At 72.2% G+C, this 18,481-nt stretch carries 13 protein-coding genes; 5 read left to right on the forward strand and 8 right to left on the reverse strand.

The features are described from left to right. Nucleotides 1-77 precede the first annotated feature (77 nt). Nucleotides 78-2,363: an MMPL family transporter gene (locus B4N89_RS33115; RefSeq protein ID WP_078980152.1), complete on the reverse strand. Its 2,286-nt coding sequence runs from the start codon at nt 2,361-2,363 to the stop codon at nt 78-80. Between the two features lie 431 nt (nt 2,364-2,794). On the opposite strand from B4N89_RS33115, the gene B4N89_RS33120 reads away from it, so the two are divergent. After that, nucleotides 2,795-3,400, forward strand: a complete 606-nt coding sequence (locus tag B4N89_RS33120; protein WP_078980153.1) for a TetR/AcrR family transcriptional regulator — start codon at nt 2,795-2,797, stop codon at nt 3,398-3,400. Nucleotides 3,401-3,991: 591 nt separating this feature from the next. On the opposite strand, the gene B4N89_RS33125 is transcribed toward B4N89_RS33120, so the two are convergent. Beyond that, on the reverse strand, nt 3,992-4,783 hold the full coding sequence (locus tag B4N89_RS33125) for an aminoglycoside adenylyltransferase family protein (protein ID WP_078980154.1): 792 nt from the start codon (nt 4,781-4,783) through the stop codon (nt 3,992-3,994). 198 nt (nt 4,784-4,981) lie between these two features. After that, complete coding sequence (locus B4N89_RS33130; RefSeq protein ID WP_078980155.1) at nt 4,982-5,740, reverse strand: DeoR/GlpR family DNA-binding transcription regulator; 759 nt, start codon at nt 5,738-5,740, stop codon at nt 4,982-4,984. Nucleotides 5,741-5,790: 50 nt separating this feature from the next. Here B4N89_RS33130 and B4N89_RS33135 point away from each other — a divergent pair, with 50 nt between their 5' ends. Beyond that, entirely contained in the window at nt 5,791-6,438 is a 648-nt protein-coding gene (locus B4N89_RS33135) for an HAD family hydrolase (RefSeq protein WP_078980156.1), read from the forward strand. Nucleotides 6,439-6,549: 111 nt separating this feature from the next. Here the strand turns inward: B4N89_RS33135 and B4N89_RS33140 are convergent, their stop codons facing one another. After that, a complete protein-coding gene (locus B4N89_RS33140; protein ID WP_078980157.1) occupies nt 6,550-7,095 on the reverse strand; it encodes a YceI family protein in 546 nt (181 codons plus the stop codon). Nucleotides 7,096-7,222: 127 nt separating this feature from the next. Here B4N89_RS33140 and B4N89_RS33145 point away from each other — a divergent pair, with 127 nt between their 5' ends. Next, the gene (locus B4N89_RS33145; RefSeq protein WP_078980158.1) at nt 7,223-7,822 is read left to right on the forward strand and encodes a MarR family winged helix-turn-helix transcriptional regulator; all 600 of its coding nucleotides are present in this window, start codon (nt 7,223-7,225) and stop codon (nt 7,820-7,822) included. Nucleotides 7,823-7,865: 43 nt separating this feature from the next. Here the strand turns inward: B4N89_RS33145 and B4N89_RS33150 are convergent, their stop codons facing one another. The 4 genes from B4N89_RS33150 to B4N89_RS33165 all read right to left on the reverse strand — a co-directional run bounded on the left by B4N89_RS33150 (nt 7,866) and on the right by B4N89_RS33165 (nt 16,145). Further along, the gene (locus B4N89_RS33150; protein ID WP_078980159.1) at nt 7,866-8,660 is read right to left on the reverse strand and encodes a putative protein N(5)-glutamine methyltransferase; all 795 of its coding nucleotides are present in this window, start codon (nt 8,658-8,660) and stop codon (nt 7,866-7,868) included. A gap of 2,703 nt (nt 8,661-11,363) precedes the next feature. Then, nucleotides 11,364-12,506, reverse strand: a complete 1,143-nt coding sequence (locus tag B4N89_RS33155) for a terpene synthase family protein (RefSeq protein ID WP_078980160.1) — start codon at nt 12,504-12,506, stop codon at nt 11,364-11,366. Nucleotides 12,507-12,727: 221 nt separating this feature from the next. Next, complete coding sequence (gene ligA / locus B4N89_RS33160; protein ID WP_078980161.1) at nt 12,728-14,884, reverse strand: NAD-dependent DNA ligase LigA; 2,157 nt, start codon at nt 14,882-14,884, stop codon at nt 12,728-12,730. A gap of 76 nt (nt 14,885-14,960) precedes the next feature. Further along, complete coding sequence (locus B4N89_RS33165) at nt 14,961-16,145, reverse strand: MFS transporter (RefSeq protein ID WP_078980162.1); 1,185 nt, start codon at nt 16,143-16,145, stop codon at nt 14,961-14,963. A 59-nt stretch (nt 16,146-16,204) separates the two neighbouring features. Between B4N89_RS33165 and B4N89_RS33170 the strand changes: the two genes are divergently transcribed. Together B4N89_RS33170 and B4N89_RS33175 are read left to right on the forward strand one after the other, a co-directional pair. Further along, nucleotides 16,205-17,176, forward strand: a complete 972-nt coding sequence (locus B4N89_RS33170) for an ArsR/SmtB family transcription factor (protein WP_078980163.1) — start codon at nt 16,205-16,207, stop codon at nt 17,174-17,176. Between the two features lie 67 nt (nt 17,177-17,243). Continuing rightward, on the forward strand, nt 17,244-17,990 hold the full coding sequence (locus tag B4N89_RS33175) for a YqjF family protein (protein ID WP_078980164.1): 747 nt from the start codon (nt 17,244-17,246) through the stop codon (nt 17,988-17,990). The last annotated feature ends 491 nt before the right edge of the window (nt 17,991-18,481 follow it).

Below are 18,481 nucleotides of genomic sequence, written 5' to 3' on the forward strand. Positions count from 1 at the left end.
ACGGGGTGTGCCCGAGCCGAAGCCCGGGCACACCCCGTCGTCGTTTGTCCGGCCGGATCAGACCCCGGTCATCCGGATCACACCTTCACGGTGTCCAGATCCAGATCCGGATCCCGGTCCCGTCGAGACGCATCCGCGCCCACCGGCGCCGCGTTCGCGTCGTCGTCCCCGAGGTACTTCCGCAGCCCCTCGCCCTCGACGTCGACGTTCGGGATCAGCCGGTTCAACCAACCCGGCAGCCACCACGCGGACTTGCCCAGCAGGGCCAGGACGGCGGGCACGATCGTCATCCGGACCACGAAGGCGTCGAACAGCACCGCCGAGGCGAGCCCGAAGCCGATCATCTTGACCATCGAATCGGGCGCCCCGATGAAGCCGGCGAACACCCCGATCATGATCAGCGCCGCCGCGGTGACCACCCGGGCCCCGTGGCGGAATCCGCTGACCACGGCCTGCCGGGGGCTTTCGCCGTGGACGTACGCCTCACGCATCCCGGTGACCAGGAACACCTCGTAGTCCATCGCCAGGCCGAACACGATGCCCACCAGGAAGATCGGCATCATGCTCATGATCGGCCCGGTCTGGTCGACCCCGATCAGGCTGCCGAGCCAGCCCCACTGGAACACCGCGACGACCGCGCCGAGCGAGGCCACCACCGAGAGCAGGAAGCCGCCGGCCGCCTTGATCGGCACCAGGACCGACCGGAAGACCGCCATCAGCAGCAGGATCGCGAGGCCGACGACCAGGGCCAGGTAGGGCAGGAGCGCGTCGTTCAGGCGCTGGGAGAAGTCGATGTTCAGCGCCGGTGCGCCGCCGACCAGGGTCTCCGCCCCGGTCCTGGCCTTGGTCTGGTCCGCCGTGTCGCGGATCGCGTGCACCAGGTCCTTGGTGGCGTTGCTGCTCGGCTTGGAGTTCGGCGTGACCTCGATGATGGCGGTGTTGCCCGCCTTGTTGAACGTGGCCTCGCCGACCGAGGCGATGCCCTTGACCCTGCCGAGCGCCTGGGTGACCTCGGCCGCCGCCGCCTTGCCGTTGTTGCTCTTCGCGGCGTCCACCACGACCAGCAGCGGTCCGTTGAAGCCGGGGCCGAAGCTCTCGGTCAGCAGGTCGTAGCCGCGACGCTGGGTGGTGTCGGTCGACTTCACGCCGTCGTCCGGCAGGCCGAGCTGCATGCTTCCGACGGGAATCGCGAGGGTGCCCAGGCCGAGTACGGCGATCACGAGCACCCGGATCGGGTGGCGCAGGACGAACCGGGCCCAGCGGGTACCCATGTTCGGCTTCTCCGCGGCCCGTCGGTGCACGCTGCCGCCCTCGGCGGCCTCGGCGGCGAGCAGTTCGGCCTTCCTGCGGGCCTTGCGGCCGAAGATGCGCTTGCCCGCGAAGCCCAGGATGGCGGGGACGAAGGTGAGCGCGACCAGTACGGCCACCGCCACCGTCCCGGCCGCGGCCAGGCCCATTTCGGTCAGCATCGGGATGTTGACCACCGCGAGGCCGGCGAGCGCGACGATCACGGTGAGGCCGGCGAAGACCACCGCGGAGCCGGCGGTGCCGACCGCCCGGCCGGCGGCGTCCTCCGGGTCGTGGCCCTTGGTGAGTTCGTTGCGGTAGCGCGAGACCACGAACAGCGCGTAGTCGATGCCCACCGCCAGGCCGAGCATCATGGCCAGGGTCGAGGTGGTGGGGGAGAGGTCGAACACGCCGGCCAGGGCGGTGATGCCGCCGACGCCGACCGCGACGCCGAGCAGCGCGGTGAGGATCGGCAGACCCGCGGCGACCAGGCCGCCGAAGGTGATCACGAGTACGACGGCCGCGATCGCGATGCCGACGATCTCGCCGTTGCCCGGACCGGAGTCGTCCTGCAGCGCGTCGCCGCCGACCTCCACGGTCAGGCCCGCGTCGCGGCCCTTCTGCGCGGCGTGCTCCAGATTGTCGCGGGTGGCGTCCTTCAGCGTGTCGCCGGAGACCTGGTAGGACACCGCGGCGTAGGCCGTGGTGTGGTCCTTGCTCACCGTGCCTGCCGTGAACGGGTCGTCGGCGGCGGCCACCTGGTCGCTGCCCTTGAGCGCGCCGACGACCTGCTCGACGGCCGCCTTGTTCGTGGCGGAGTCGATCTGCTGGCCGGCGGGAGCGCGGAAGACGATCCGCGCACTGGCGCCGTCGGCCGCCGCCTCGGGCATGCGCTCGCCGAGCAGGTCGACGGCCTTTTGCGCCTCGATGCCGGGCACGGTGAACGGCTTGGCGGCGGGCGCGGACGCGTTGGCGGCGCCGAACCCGACGAGGGCGATGATCGCCACCCAGAGCAGGACGACCAAGCGCCGCCGCCGGAAGGCGCTCCGGCCGAGTCGATACAGGAAAGTGGCCATGAAAGGGGTCTCCAGGCTCAGGCGAGTCGGGACTGGACGGGGCGGGACGTGTGGCATCGACCCGGACGACACGTGTCGAAACCGCCGGGTTGGATATGCGTGACGGAAAGGCGAAGGAGAGACAGGGGCAGGTGAGAGCAGGAGAAGGCAGGTGAGGGCATGTGCGAGCAGGTCGCGGCCCCGTCCGGCCGAGCATTTCTACTAGCCGGACAGTAGAAATTATTTCCCGCGATCAACCCCGCGGACGTCCTTCGGAGGTTCTGGCCGCGCGTACTACGTGGGGCGTACTTTCTACTGGCCGTACAGTAGAAATAGGTTTTGCGGCAGGTCTTGGAACCGGATCTCGGTAGCCGGTATCGGTAGAAGATCTCGCAAGCAGGTGCCGTGCGGGGGCGCGAAGGCGTTCACCGCCGCCGGGAAGGGATGCGCGCGTGACCGGTCAACGAGGCGACACCCGGCGCCGCGTCCGAGATGCCGCACTGACGCTGTTCGCCGAGCGGACCTACGGCGCGACCCGGCTCCAGGACATCGCCGACGCGATGGGCGTGACCAAAGCCGCCCTCTACTACTACTTCCACACCAAGGAAGAGATCCTCACCGACCTGGTCGAGCCGGCCGTCGAGGAGTTGGAGGCGATCCTCGACCGGGCCGAGGGGCACGACTTCTCGCCCGCCGCGACCCGTGACCTGCTCGTCGCGATGGGTGAGTTGTATGCGCGGGATCGGCGCCTGCTCACCGTGCTGATGTTCGACCGTACCTTCCGGGCCCAGCCCGTGCTGGGCGCGCGGGTGCTGGCTTGCCGGCGGCGTACCCAGCGGGCGTTGAACCGGAGCGACGCCGAGGACGCCATGGTCGGCGAGGTGCGGGCGCTGGCCGCGCTGGCCGCGCTCACCGTTCCATTGGCCGCGCTGGAGGGGTACGAGGACCTGCGGCCGCTGGTCGGGCCGTCGGTCGCGGCCGCATGCGCGGTGCTGGGGATCCGGCCGCCGCGCGCCCGAGCGGGGGCGGCGGCCGTCGGCTCGGCGGTTGCCGAGTAGCCGGGCGCCGGCTCGACGCGGGGGCGGTTGTGACGGGGCCGCGGCCTTCGTGGTCGCCGCCGTCGCGGGATGCGCGGAAGGCGTGGGCCGTGCTCGGGTACAACCGCCGGGTCGCCGGGTGGGACCCGTGCCTCGCGTAGTGGGATCCGCTGCCGCCGGCCCACCAGGCGCTCGACGCGCTCGACGCCGTCGGCGACCGGCTCGGCGACGGTCGCCGGTTCGGCAACGGCCGCTGGAATGAACGGAGTTGGCTGAGCGTCCCGGGGCCCTTCGTCATCGGCGCGGCCGATGTGCGCCCGAACGCCCGGATGGCCGCCGCCCATCTCCCGGCCGACGACGGGCGGCGGCCGCGCGAGGTGTGCGACTTCCTCGGGGTGGCCGCCGCCGGGCCGGCCGGCGGCTCCGGCGCGGCTGGATCGACGCCCGTCTCGCCCATCCCGATCCGGCCTACCATGACCCCGCGACGCTGCGGGCCTTCGCGGCTCATCTCGACCACGGCCTCGAGGACTATCTGCGCGGGTACCCGATCTGGCTGATCACGGGCCGGCGGCCGACTCGGCTCGATCCGCTCCGCCCCTGTGAGGCGCGGGCTCACCCGGCGTACCGATCTCCCTCCGCCGCGGCGACCAGACGCTCGATCGCGGCGACGACATACGCGGCGTGCGCCCGTACCTGCGGCCGCAGTTCGTCCCATCGATCCCGCTCGATGCCCAGGTAGCCGGCCCTGGCCCGGTCGAGCGGCGCCCGGTGCTCGGCCGGGAGGCGCCCGAGCACCCAGTCGGCGGCCCGGTCCTTCGACACGATGGCGCCGGTCGCGAGCGTGGTCCAGATCCGGGCGAGGGTCAACAACACGTTCCGGGTGTCGGATTCGAGCTCGTCGAGCAGGTCCGGGATGCCGGCGACGACGGCCCGTTCCAGGTCCCGCCGCGGAACCGGATCGAGGACCTCGTGCGGTGCCGGCCCGAGCAGCGCGACCCCGCCCGCCGACACCATCGTAAGCAACGGCGCGAGATCGGGATCCACCGTCGGCCCCGGTGTCTGCCCGCGCTCGTACGCCTCGCGCAGCCATTCCCCGTACTGGAACTCGCGTCGCGGCGGATACCGCCACGGCCGCACCTCGTCGTGCACCACGACGGTCAACTCCACGGGCCGCGCGGGTCCGCCCCGCGCCCGCGCGCCGGAGATCTCCAACAGCCCGTCCACCAGCGCCCGTCGCTGCCCGAGGGTGGTGGCCCGGCGTACCAGGACGAGCACGTCGAGATCACTGTCCGGCCGCAACCCGCCCGCCACGGCGGACCCGTGCGGGTAGGCCCCGACGACGTCGTCCCCCAACACCGCCCGCACCAGCCGAACGACAGGCTCCCAGCCGTCCGCGGCGTTCACCGAAGACTCTCCGGCCTCTGCTCCTGCTTCCGCATATGCCTCTGGTTCCGTATGTGCCTCTGTATGTGCTTCTGTCCGTACCGGTGTGCGTACCCGTGTGCGTACCCGTGCGCATCTTCTCCATCATCGCCGGTGGTGCCGACGGCGCGGTCGTGGGAAAGGGTGCGGGGCACGGAGCATTCCGAGCTTGCGACGGTGTCAGACCACCCGTACGTCCACGCCCAGGTCGCGTAGTCGCTCGACCGCCTCGGTCGGCGCGTCCGCATCGGTGATCACCATGTCGAGGTCGGTCACCGGACAGACGTGACCGAGGCCGGTACGGCCGAACTTGGCCCCGGCGCAGACCGCGACGATCCGCTGCGCCGAGGCGATCATCGCCTGTTTGACGGGGATCTCGTCCAGATCGTGGGCGGTCAGCCCGTGCTCGACGGAGATGCCGCAGACGCCGAGGACGGCGGTGTCCACCCGCAGCGTGCGCAGCGAGTTCTCGGTGAGGGGGCCGCTCAGGCTGAGCGCGCCCGGGGTGCTGCGGCCGCCCGGGACGAGCAGGCGTACGTCGGGCGCGTCGCCGAGGACCCGGGCCGCGTGCAGGTCGAGGGGGACGACGGTGACCCGGCGGCGGGCCAGGACGCGGGCGATGGCCAGGCCGGTGGTCCCGCTGTCCAGGATCAGCGATTCGCCGTCGGTGACGAGCGAGTCCAGCTCGGCGGCGATGCGGCGCTTGCTCTCGGTCGCCTCGTGCTCCCGGACGCCGAACGGTGGCACCTCGCCGCGCAACATCAGGCTCACCGCCCCGCCCCGGACCCGCCGCAGCACACCGCGCTCGGCGAGTTGGTCGAGGTCGCGGCGGATGGTCATCTCGGAGCAGCCGGTCTCCTCGGCCAACTCGGCGACCGTGACGCGCTCCGTCGTACGCATCCGTTCAATGAGCGTTTGTTGACGTTCCGCACTTTCCATGCGTTCAATCAAACGTATCGGATGTTCGAAAGTCAACGGAGGGAGCGCCCATGGGTACCCGATGGATCGTCTTCGACTTCGGCGGGGTCATCTGTGTCCCGCCTTCCGACGCGGCGAGCGAGGCCCTGGCCGGTGTCGTCGGGGTCACCGCGGCCGAGTTGTGGCCCGCGTACTGGCCGGATCGCATCGACTACGACGCGGGCACGCTGGATGCCGCCGGGTTCTGGGGCGGGGTGTGTGCCCGGCTGGGCCGTCCGACGCCGGACGCGGCTCGGCTCGACGTGCTCGTGGCCGCCGATCTGGCGGTCTGGATGGACCTGAACCGGGACACCCTCGACCTGTTGGCCGAGTTGGCCGAGCCCGCGGGCGATGCCGACCCCGTCGGCCTCGCGCTGCTCTCGAACGCCCCGATCGAAATGGCCCGGCACATCGAGGAGCAGGACTGGTCACGGCTGTTCCGACACCGGGTGTTCAGCGCGGACCTGGGCCTGGCCAAGCCCGACGCGCGCATCTATCTCCACCTGTGCGAGCGGCTCGACGCGCGCCCCGACCAACTGCTGTTCATCGACGACCGACCGGAGAACCTGACGGCGGCCCGGGCCCTGGGCATCGAGTCCCTCCACTACACGGACACTCCGACGCTGCGCGCCGACCTCGTCCGGATCGGGATCACCGCTGCCACTTCGCCGCGCCTGTAGCGTCCCCGAGCCCGCCGGACACCGGACCCGCCGGGTTCGCCGGGCCCGGTGCGCTTCGGGAAGCGGGCGCACCGGGGCTCGGCGTGGGCGGGGTCGGGCTACAGGCGGGGGTCACGCCTGCTTGGCTTCGATTTCCAGGACGATGGTGATCTTGTCGCCGACCGCCGCGCCCGCCGCACCGCCGGTGACGCCGAAGTCGCCGCGGCTGATCTCGGTGGTGGCGGTGAAGCCGGCGACCGGGCTACCGTCGAAACCGGTGCCGAAGCCGTTCAGTTCGAGCTCGAGGGTGACCGGCTTGGTCACGCCGCGCAGGGTCAGGTCGCCGTCGACCTGGTAGACCAGCGCGGACTCGGCACGCAGACCGGTGGAGGTGAAGGTCAGCGTCGGGAACCCGTCCGTGTCGAGGAAGTCCTCGTTGCGGATGTGGTCGTCGCGCATCTTGTTGTTGCTGTTGACCGACGCGGTCTCGATGGAGGCGGTGACCGAGGACTCCAGCGGGTTCTCTGCGGTGACGATCGTGCCCTCGAAGGTGTCGAAGCGCCCGCGGACCTTGGCGACACCGAGGTGACGTACCGAGAACGAGACGTCCGAGTGGACCGGGTCGATGGTCCAGTTGCCCGCGACGTAGCCGGGGATGGTCTCGACGGAGGTGGTCATGGGAACTCCTTGGGAAGTGCTGCGATGGGGTGGGTCGGTCCGCCGCGATGTTCCGCGCCGGGGTTGTTGAACGCTCAGCAACATAGCATCAGCAAGTTGAGGATTCAACAAGTCTTATGCTGTTCCCATGAACGACGACGATCGGTTGACCACCTCCGAGCACGAGATCTGGCGGTCGTACTTCACCGGCACCAGGGAACTCGCCGCCCATCTGGACCGACGGATGCGCCGCGAGGCGGGCATGCCGATGACGTACTTCGAGATCCTGGGCCTGCTCGCCGAATCGCCGGATCGTCGAATGCGGATGAGCGAGCTGGCCGCCGCGTCGTTGTCGTCCAGTAGCCGGCTGTCGCACGCCGTGACCGCCATGGAGAAGTCCGGATGGGTCTCCCGGGGCCCCGCCGAGGGGGATCGGCGGGGCTGGGTCGCACATCTGACCGACGCCGGCCTGACCGCCCTGGCGGAGGCCGAGCCGACCCACGCGGCCACCGTTCGAGAACACGTCTTCGACGCGTTGACGCCGCTCCAGGTGGCCTCGATGGCCGAGATCGGCCGAAGCATCCGGGACGGCCTGAGCGGGGTCTGCGCAAGCGCCCGAGCGGAGGCGGCGGGGACGGACGTATCCGAAGCCGGGGCCGGAACGGGAGCCGGAGCCGGGGTCGAGGTCGGTGTCGAGATGGAGGAGATCGACACCGGCATGGACTGTCCGCTGGACGGCTCGGAGTAGGCCGGGTCGAGCGGGGGGCCGGGCATTCCGGCTCGCCGGGCCCCTAACCGTCCACCCGCGTGCCGATCACGACCGTGGCGTACAACTCCTCGGACTCGACCACGCGCGTGCGCAAGCCGGCTGCGCGGAACACCTCGACCGTGAGCGCCGTCTGCCGCTCGCTGGTCTCGACCAGCAGCCCGCCGCCGGGGGCGAGCCAACCCGGTGCCGCCGCGGCGACCCGACGCTGGACGTCCAGGCCGTCCGAGCCGCCGTCCAACGCCACCCTGGGCTCGTGGATCCGGGCCTCCGAGGGCAGCAGCTGGATGTCGTCGGTGGGCACGTACGGGGTGTTGGCGATCAGGACGTCGATCCGGCCGCACAACGGGGTGGGCAACGGTTCGTACAGGTCGCCCTCGTACACCCGATCCGCCGCGATGTTGCGCCGCGCACACCGCACCGCGGCGGGGTCGATGTCGGCGGCGTACACCTCGACGCCGGCCACCTCGGCCGTGACGGCCGCGCCCAACGCGCCCGAGCCGCAACACAGGTCGACCACGACCGCGCCCGGACGGGCCAGCGCGACGGCCTGTTCGACCAGGAACCCGGTACGCCGGCGCGGGACGAACACGCCCGGGTCGACGGCGATCCGCAGGCCGCGGAACTCGGCCCAGCCGAGCACGTGTTCCAGCGGGAGGCCGGCCACCCGGCGATCCACCATGGCGGCGAGTTCGGCCGGATCGACGGCGGTGGAGACGAGCAACCGCGCCTCGTCCTCGGCGAATACACAACCGGCGGCACGAAGCGCGGCAACGATGGACGCCGTCGAGGACATCGGGGAGACGGAGGAATCAGACATGAGAGCCTTGGAGCCTTTCGGGATGCCGAAGGGTGCTCTCGCGGGCTCACCTATGCCAGGGAGGCCGCACGGTCGTGGAAGAAGAGCACCCGACCTGAAACAGCGGTAATGGGTCCCACCTCCTCGACGCCGAGTCCGATCCGCGCCCCGAACCGGGCGCGGCGGCAACACTACCCGACGGGGACCGGCACGTCCGTCGGGGATCCATCGCACATGTCCGCGAACTCCCACAACGCGCTCACCCCACCGAAACCGCACACAGGCGCCCCGACCCGGGCCGCCCGACACGGCGAACTCGCGGCCTCAGCGGGGCAGTACGGGTGTGCCGCCGAGGTGGCCCGGCGGGGTATGGCCACCACGCGAACCAGTCCTGACCCACTCGCACGGAACGGCGGTGAAAACCGTGACCCACCCGATGCATCCCGAACCGCCCACCGCCATCGGCACGCGAGATCCGGACCGCACGCGAAGCCCCGACCCCAACCCCACCCTGAGTCACCCGAGGAACCTTCCCAAGTGGACCGGGCGCTTCCGACGAACGTCGCACCTTGGGCTGCGGGTAGCCCGCGCGGGGCCGGTCCAAGTCGGTGATGGGCCGCCGCCAGCGTTCGGGGCTCCAAGACTCGAAGCTCCCGACGAGGCGGGTGTGTCGGTCGGCGAAAACCGGCCGGCAGCGGGGGCAGGGAGGGCGCTCGGGTCGAGTCTGCCGGGGGGCCTTTCCGAGGGGGCCGGGCGCTTGCGGCGCACGTCGCGCCTTGGGCTGCGGGTGGCCGGTCCGGGGCCGGTCCGAGTCGATGATGGGCCGCCACCAGCGTGCGGGGCTCCGAAACTCGAAGCTCCCGACGAGACCAGCGCGTTGCTCGGCGAAAACCGGCTGGCAGCGGGGGGCAGGGAGGGCGGCCGGGTCGGGTTCTCCGGAGGGCCTTCCCGAGGGGGTCGGGGCGTTTCGGGGGTGTTGGGGAGGGGCTGGGGCTCGAAACCGGATCCCGGCGGGTGGTTGTGGGCTTCGGGTTTCGGTGACCTGCGGTTTTGTGGTGCCGGGGTGGAAAGCCGGGCGTCGAGTGCCGGTTTCGTGCGCTCCGGCCCCCTCAACGCCCCAGTGGAGACCGAAACTGCCCGGTCGAAGCCAACTTCGGGCACTGCAACCTCGCAGAGGCCGCCGAGGAGACCGAAAGTGCCCGACGGGCGCCGAACCGGATCCCGAGACACCCGAAACCGCCGCCCATCCGCGCTGACCTGCGGTTTCCTCTCACACCGAGGCCACGACACCCCACGCCGTCCAGTTCCGTGAACTCTCACCCCTCACCCGCCCACCGCACCTCGAACTACCCTGCCCGACCCCCTCGGGAAGGCCCTCCGGAGAACCCGACCCGGCCGCCCTCCCTGCCCCCGCTGCCAGCCGGTTTTCGCCGACCGACACACCGGTCTCGTCGGGAGCCCCGTGTCTTGGAGCCCCGAACGCTGGCGGCGGCCCATCACCGACTCGGACAGACCCCGCACCCGCCACCCGCAACCAACGGCGCGACGTGCGCCGCAAGCGCCCAGCCGCCTCGAAAGGCTCCCCGGCGGACTCGACCCGAGCGCCCTCCCTGCCCCCGTTGCCAGCCGGTTTTCGCCGACCGACACACCCGTCTCGTCGGGAGCCCCGTGTCTTGGAGCCCTGAACGCTGGCGGCGGCCCATCATCGACTCGGACCGGCCCCGCACCGGCCACCCGCCACCAACGGCGCGACGCTTGTCGGGACCGCCCGGCCCCCTCGGAAAGGCTGCCCGGAGGACTCGACCCGGCCGCCCTCCCTACCCCCCGTTGCCAGCCGGTTTTCGCCGACCGACACACCCGCCTCGTCGGGGGTTTCGAGTCTTGGAGCCCCGAACGCTGGCGGCGGCCCATCATCGACTCGGACAGACCCCGGACCGGCCACCGGCAGCCCAAGGCGCGACGTGCGCCGCAAGCGCCCTGCCCCCTCGAAAGGTTGCCCGGAGGACTCGACCCGGCCGCCCTCCCCGCCCCCCGTTGCCAGCCGGTTTTCGCCGAGCAACGCGGCCGTCTCGTCGGGGGTTTCGAGTCTTGGAGCCCCGAACGCTGGCGGCGGCCCATCATCGACTCGGACAGACCCCGGACCGGCCACCCGCAACCCAAGACGCGACGCGCGCCGGAAACACCCGAGCCACGCACCGAACGCCGGCGGCCACCACCTCCTCGGGCCGACCCCCGGACCGGCACTCCGCAACCAAAAGCGCAAACCGCGCGCGAATCAGGGCGGCAGGCGGCCCTCGGGCTCACCACGTGGGGGTGACGGGCCCACCGTGTCGCGTTCCGCAGCCGAAGTCCCAGTGCCGCCAACTCCTCCAGCCCGTCCGGCGTTTGAGGACGCCGAGCCGTTTCGCGTCTGCCGCGCGACGTGGCAGGACCACCCCGCCGTGTTCCGCAGCCGAAGTCCCAGTGCCGCCAACTCCTCCAGCCCGTCCGGCGTTTGAGGACGCCAAGCGGCCTCGGGCTCGCCACGCGACGCGGCGGGACCCCGTGCCGCGCACCGCAGCCGGTTTCCTGGAAGTCGCCAGATCCAGCCCGTCCGGCGTTTGAGGACGCCGAGCCGCTTCGGGCTCACCATGCGACGCGGCGGGACCAGATCCAGCCCGTCCGGCGTTTGAGGACGGCGGGCCGCGTTGGGTTCACCATCCGCGCGATGGGGTCCGTCGATGTCTACGGCCAGCGGTGGCCTGCCGCGCCGCCGTCCCAACCGCGCGGGCGGCCTCGGACATCCAACAGGTCCTCCACGAACTCCGGTACGCGCAGGCCACCCTCGGCGCCGCGCGCACCACCCGCACCGGCCGCCCCCCGCCGACCGCCGATCGACCGGACGTTCTCCCACGCCCAGGCCTCCGTCCCCGCCATCCGATGGTGCATCGCCGAAACGCAGCGCCTCAGCACCAGATCGGTGGCCGGGTCCGCCAACGCCGCCGCGCTCCCGCGTCCCTGCAACTCCCGGCGTGCGCTCAGGAAGTCGGCCACCCGATCCTGGATCCGCGCGGCCACCGCCGATTCCGCATGCGCGCGACCCACATGCTCCGTGTACGCGAGCACACCGACCAGGTCGGTGGCCACATCCGCCCCGGAATCCGCCCCCGAACCCGCCCCGGGACCCGCGCTGTCTCGCGACGCGTAGTAGTCGCTCGTCCAGGACACCACATCCGCCTGGGCGTTCCGCACATCGTCGTACGCCGCGCCGTCCCGAATCTCCACCGGCAGTTCCCCGCCCGCCATGTACTCGTCCAGCAGCAGACACGGGAACTGGCCACAGGCGAACCGCCGATGCCGCACATACGCCTCGACCCCACCGGCATGATCCCGCCCTACCGTGCGTGCGCCGCCCGGAGGACGCGGCAACACGTGTCGCAGGGTCTCCAGGCCCTCGACGACGAAGCGCTCGCGCCAGTCCGCACTCATGGCCGGATACACCCGCCCCAGGATGTCCGCGAGCGCCCGCGCCATCGGCCCGGCGGCGGGATCGGCGCGGCCCGTGCGGTACACCGGCTCGACCTGGGCCGTCAGGTGCTCCCGGCCGGTTGCGGTGCGTTCGTCCGGTTCGGCGTAGCGGTCGTGCGTGAGGAACTGCCAGGCGATGAACTGCGCGTACAGCACCAGCCGGTCGGGCTCGGCGTCGGGGTGCGTGTAGGCGGCGAGATCCCCGAGCCGCGCGCCGACCAGCCGTTTCTCGGCGTCGGCGGAGTCGAGCAGGTCGTGGCGTCGGGCCCAGTCGAGCAGCCGGCATTCCGCCTCGGGCGCGTGCGGATTGCGGTCGAGGGCGAACGGCAGCGGTATTCGCGGGGGGTGTGCCTCGACCATGGGGACTCCATTCGTCGTCGAAGGGTGGTGCGGCCCGGCGGTCCCGCGCGCTGCGAACCTTCCCGGCCACCACCGGCTCCCGAACGCGACGATGCCGGCGTCCGAGACTTCGCACACCGATATCGTCCTATTCACCTCACGGTGTTCGTCGATCTGCTATGGATCGCCCCAACCACCGTCCCGGGGACGGGTATCGACGCGAATGCCGGCGCCCCTGTCGGTCAGGACGGAAGCAACGCCCCCACCAGTTCCGCGAATTCCTCCGGCGTCAGGATCCGCACGCCCAGTTGCTCCGCCTTGGCACGCTTGGATCCGGCCTTGTCCCCGGCGACCACGAGCGCCGTCTTCTTGGACACCCCGGACGAGGCGGTGCCACCGGCGCGTTCGATCAACTCGTTCATCTCGTTGCGCGACAGCGCCGCGAGCGCACCGGTCATCGCCCCGGTGACCACGACGGCCATGCCCGCCAGCGGCCCGGCCTCGCCCGCGGCGGCCGACTCCGAGCCCGCCGACACACCCGAACCCGCTCCCGAACCCGAACCCGAGCCCGAATCCGCCCCCGCATCACCGCGCGCGCCCGCATCCGCACCCGGCACCACCCCGGGCTCGGTCATGTTCACCCCAGCCGCCACCAACTTGTCGATCACATCCGCGAGTTCGACCAGTTCGGCGACGATCACCGCCGCCTTCCCGGGCCCGATCCCCTCGACCTGCGCCATCGCCTCCACGTCGGCCGCGCGGATCGCGTCCATCGTGCCGAAGTGGCGGGCGATCCGCCGGGACATCGAGCGCCCGGTCAACCGCACCCCCAGCGCGCACAACACCCGGCTCAGCGGCTTCGTCCGGGCCTCCTCGATGCCCGCCATCAGCCGGTCGGCGATCTTGTCGATCCGGTCCAGGGCCAGGAACTGTTCGCGCGTGAGGGTGAACAGGTCGGCCACGTCGGCGACCGCGCCGGATTCCACGAGTTGCGTGACGATCCGGCCGCCGATGCCCTCGATGTCGAGTTGGTCGCGGCCCACCGCGTACAGGATCCCGGCGTGCAGCCCGCACGCGCGGCCCTGGGCGCACCGCCACCGCTGCTGCGAGGTGTCCACCTCGCCGCCGCACTTGGGGCACGCGGTGGGGAACTCGATCGGCGTCTCGGCGCCGGTGCGCGCGTGCACCAGCGGGGCCTCCACGCACGGGATGATGTCGCCCGCCTTGTACACGCTGACCGTGTCGCCGATCATCAGCCCACGCCGCTCGATGTCGGACGGGTTGTGCAGGGTCGCGAAGCCGACGATGCTGCCGTCGATCTCGATCGGGTCCAGAATCGCGCGCGGCGCGATCACCCCGGTGCGGCCCACCGCCCAGTCGACCCCGAGCAGCCGGGTGATCTTGTGCACGGCCGCCAGTTTGTACGCGATCGCCCAGCGCGGCGCGCGGGTGCCGTTGCCGGCCTCGGCCTGGTCGGCGGCGGCGTCGGCCTTGATCACCACGCCGTCGATCCCGAACGGCAACTCGGCGCGCAGTGCGGCGATTTCGTCCACCGCGGCCTGCACCTCGGCGATCGTGGCGCACACCCGAAGCCGCGCCGCGGTACGCCCGGTGGTGAGCACGCCCAGCGCCTGAACCCGGGCCATCACCGCCGAGTGGTCGGCGGTGCGCAACTCGGCCGCGAACGTGCTCTCGTCGTCGGGCAGCGGCAGGGCCACGTAGCCGAAGAAGGTCATCGGGATCACGTACGGCCGATCCTTGGCCCGCAGCGTGCCGGCCGCGCCGCCGCGCGGATTGGCGAACACACTCGCGCCGAACTCCCGGCGGATGTCATTGGCCGCCTCGAACTGCTCGGCGGTGAGCAGGACTTCGCCGCGCACCTCGATCGAGACCGGCTCGGCCAACCGCTCGGGCAGACCGACGATGGTACCGATCGCGTGCGAGACGTCCTCCCCGGCGATGCCGTCGCCGCGGGTGATCAGCCGGTCGAGCCGGCCCTCGCGGTAGCGCACCGCGACCGCGAGACCGTCCATCTTCGGCTCGACCGTCAGCGCCGCCGGCGCCCGCCCCAGCCGGCGCTCCAACAACGCGGCCCACGCGGTCAGCCCCTCCGGGTCGAACACGTTGTCCAGGCTCAGCATCGGCACCGTGTGCGGCACGTCCCCGCCGGGCAGCGCCCCCGCGGCGACCTTGCCCACCGGCGACTCGGCGACCGCATGCTCCGGGTGCGCCCGCTCGTACGCCTCGATCCCGCGCAGCAGGCGGTCGTAGGTGTCGTCGTCGACGGTGGACTCGGCGCCGCCGTAGTAGGCCCGCGCGGCATCGGCGACGGCCGCGACGGCCTGGGTGTACGCGTCGAAATCGGCGAGAACGGCGGCCGGCGCCGGGGTGTCGATCATGCGTACATGCTCTCGAACGGCACCGACATCAGCCGCTCGACCAACACCGATGTCACCCGCTCGACCAGCACCGACGTCACCCCACAGGCACCCCCGCCGCCCCCGGCCCCGCCCGCAGCCCCGCCGTCAGGCTCAGCGTCACCGTGATCGACATCCCCGCCATCACCACCATCGCGGTGGTCGGCGACGTCACCTGCGCGATTCCGCCCGCCAGCGACGCGCAGACCCCCTGCATCGCCACCATCCCGGACGCGTGCAGCCCCAACGCCTGGCCGCTCAACTCGTCCGGCGTCATGGCCATCAGCCGCTCCTGGAACAGCAGGCTCGCCGAGTAGCCGACCGACGCGACCGCGACCACGATCAGCGCGAGCGGCAGCGCCGGATCCGTCACGAACAGCAGGTACGGCCCGGCGAGCAGCAGCAACATCGGCAGGCCCAGCCGGTGTCGCCACGGGCCCGGCACGAACCGGCCGCCGACCACATCCCCGGCCAGCATGCCCAGCGCCGCCGCCGCGAACAGCAGCCCCGCGTGGTCGGGTTCGAGCGGGATGAACAACGACTCGCAGCCGACGACCAGCCCGTTGGGTACCCACAGCGCGAGGTAGACGTAGCGGCGCGGCTTCACCGACCACAGCAGCGCGTTGTTGCGCCACGTCTCGGCCACCGACGGCCGACCGGCCGCGCGCGGCGGCCGAGCCGCCAACCCGCACCGCGACACCACCGCCGCGAGCAGGTACAACCCGGCTCCCACCAGGAGCGTGCCGCGCGCGGACAGCGCGGAGACCAGCACGGCGCCGAGCGAGAAGCCGAGGATCTGTACCGCCCCGTTGCTCATGTTGAGCACCGACCGGCCGAGCAGGTAGCCGTCCCGGGGCAGGATCTCGTTCAACAACCCGAAACGCACCCCACCCCCCACCGCGGCCACCGCGCCCTGGCCCAACACGATGGCGAACAGCGCCCACAGCGGCATCCCGGGCAGGGTCAACGCGGCCGTACCCAGGGCGAACACCAGGCCCGTCGCGGTCAACGCGGCCCGGGGCGGCAACCGGTCGGCCGCCGACATCAGCGCCGTCGCCCCCACCACCTGCGCGAGCGACCCGCCGAACATGCCGAGCGCGGCCAGCAACGGCGAGCCGGTCCGGTCGAAGACCAGCGTGCCCAGGGCCAGTCCGCTCACCGTCATCGCCGCCAGATGGGCGGACGTGGCGGCGAACAGCGGGGTGTACTCCGGCGTTCGGAACAGCTCTCGGTAGGTGCGCATGGCGAGAGCTTCGGGGCAGGCGGGACCGGGGCGTTACTGTTTCGCCGGGAGGCGAAAGCATGGGGTGGTGGCAGGTCGACGCGGATACGCTCGCGGGGAGCCGCTTCACCGTTTCGCCACTGGCCGAGGTCACCGCGACCCTGAAGACCCTGGAGCGCGGTACGGCCCGCCACCCCGGCGAGCACGCCTGGTTGGCCGCGCACCTGCCCGCCTACCGGGCCCGGCTCGCCGCCGATCCGATCACCGCGCTGCTGCTGCGCATCGGCTACGGCGGCAGTTGGAACGCCGACTTCCTCACACCCCCGCCGACGCGCGATCCGGAGCCGAGCTTCGACACGGAACTGGAGCGGGTCCGGGACGTCCGCGCCGCCGACGCCCGGGCGGACCTGGAGGTGTCGATGGGTGGCCCACTGCCGCCCGCGCTGCGGCGCGACGACCTCGCCGCCCGCGCCGCCGACATCCTGGACTGGGTCTGGAACGTGGTGGTGCGCCCCGACTGGCCGCGCCGCCGCCGGATCATCGAGGCGGACATCGTCGCCCGCACCGATCGACTCGGCCGCGGCGGCTGGGCGGCGGCGCTGGACGACCTGCGCCCGGGCATGCGCTGGCTGGGCGCGAGCCGACTGCGGATCAACGCGTACGACTACCCGCCGCGCGATCTCGGCCGTGCGCGGCTGTCGTTCGTCCCGGTCACCCCCGGGCGCGGCTGGGTGGCCTGGGACGAGGCGCGGCACTACGCGGTGATCTACCCCTGTTCCGGCGTCCTGGCCGACGGCCCCCGACCGGCGGGGACCGAAGCGCTGGCGCGCCTGCTCGGTGCCGGCCGGGCCGGCGTACTGATCCGCCTCGACACGCCCAAGAGCACCAGCCAACTGGTCGCCCTCACCGGCCAGGGCCTCGGCTCGGTCGGCCGCCACCTGCGGATCCTGTTGGACGCCCACCTGGTGCTGCGCCGCCGCGCCGGCCGCTCCGTCCTGTACTACCGATCCCCGGCGGGCGAGGCCCTGATCGCCGCCCAGGCCCCGCAATGAAGCGGCGCCGGTCCCGCACCGGGCGATGCGCCGACACCCGCCCCCGCCGATACGCCACCATGGCCCGATGAGGATCGAACCCGTCACCCCGTTGGCGCCGCGCGGGATCCGGCACGTGGTGCTCACCCAGCGCTGGAGCGAACTCACCTTCCTGCACTGGCCCGTGCCGCCCGCCGAGGTCGCCCCGCTGCTCCCCGAGGGCACCCGGCCCGACGTGCTCGACGGGGTGACCTACGTCGGCCTGGTCCCGTTCCGGATGGTGGACGTCGGCCTGCTGCGGCTGCCGCGCGTTCCGTGGCTGGGCACCTTTCCGGAGACCAACGTACGGCTGTACTCCGTCGACGGCGCCGGCCGTCGCGGCGTGGTCTTCCGCTCCCTGGAGGCCGCCCGCCTGCTGCCGGTGCTGACCGCCCGGGCCACGCTTCGCCTGCCCTACCGCTGGGCCCGGATGCGGATCGAGCGCGCCGGCGACCGGGTGCGCTACACCACCCGCCGGCACCGGGTCGAGGGCGCGGCGCACGCGGCGACGGTCGAGGTCCGGGTCGGGCCGCCGGTGGCCGAACCCGGCCCGTTGGAACACTTCCTGACGGCGCGTTGGGGCCTGCACACCTCGGTCGCCGGACGCACGCTCTACCTGCCCAACGCGCATCCGCAGTGGTCGCTGCACCACGCCGAGGTGCTGCACCTCGACGAGAACCTGATCGCCGCAGCCGGCCTCCCGAACGTCACCGGCGCCCCGAGCAGCGTGCTCTACTCCCCGGGCGTACCCGTGCGCTTCGGCCCGCCCGTCACAGTCGCCTCCGGCGCACGGTGACCCCGAAAAGCCGACGCGGGTCGCCCGGGACGGCAACACCGGGCACGAACCCCGCCCGAGCACGATCGCGGCACGCGGAGCGATCCGGATCGGCGCTGAAGCGGTTGCCACGTCGACGCTGCTCGGCCGCGCCCCGCCGGCTCCCACACCAACCCGCACACCCCAAGCAACCCGAACCACTGCCACCGCACATACCCCAACCCGACCCCCGCAGGCCCACCGCCCCGGGCACCCCGGCTCGACTCCGACAGGGCTATCGCCCCGGTCACGCCGGCTCGACCTCCCACAGGCCTACCGCCCCGGGCACCCCCGGTCCGACCACCCGCAGGGGGAGCGACCGGGCACGCCGGCTCGACCTCCCACAGGGGTAGCGACCGGGGCACCCCCGGTCCGGCCACCCGCAGGGGGAGCGACCGGGCACGCCGGCTCGACCTCCCACAGGGGTAGCGACCGGGGCACCCCCGGTTCGACCACCCGCAGGGGGAGCGACC

It is taken from the genome of Embleya scabrispora (assembly GCF_002024165.1).
Lineage (GTDB): Bacteria > Actinomycetota > Actinomycetes > Streptomycetales > Streptomycetaceae > Embleya > Embleya scabrispora_A.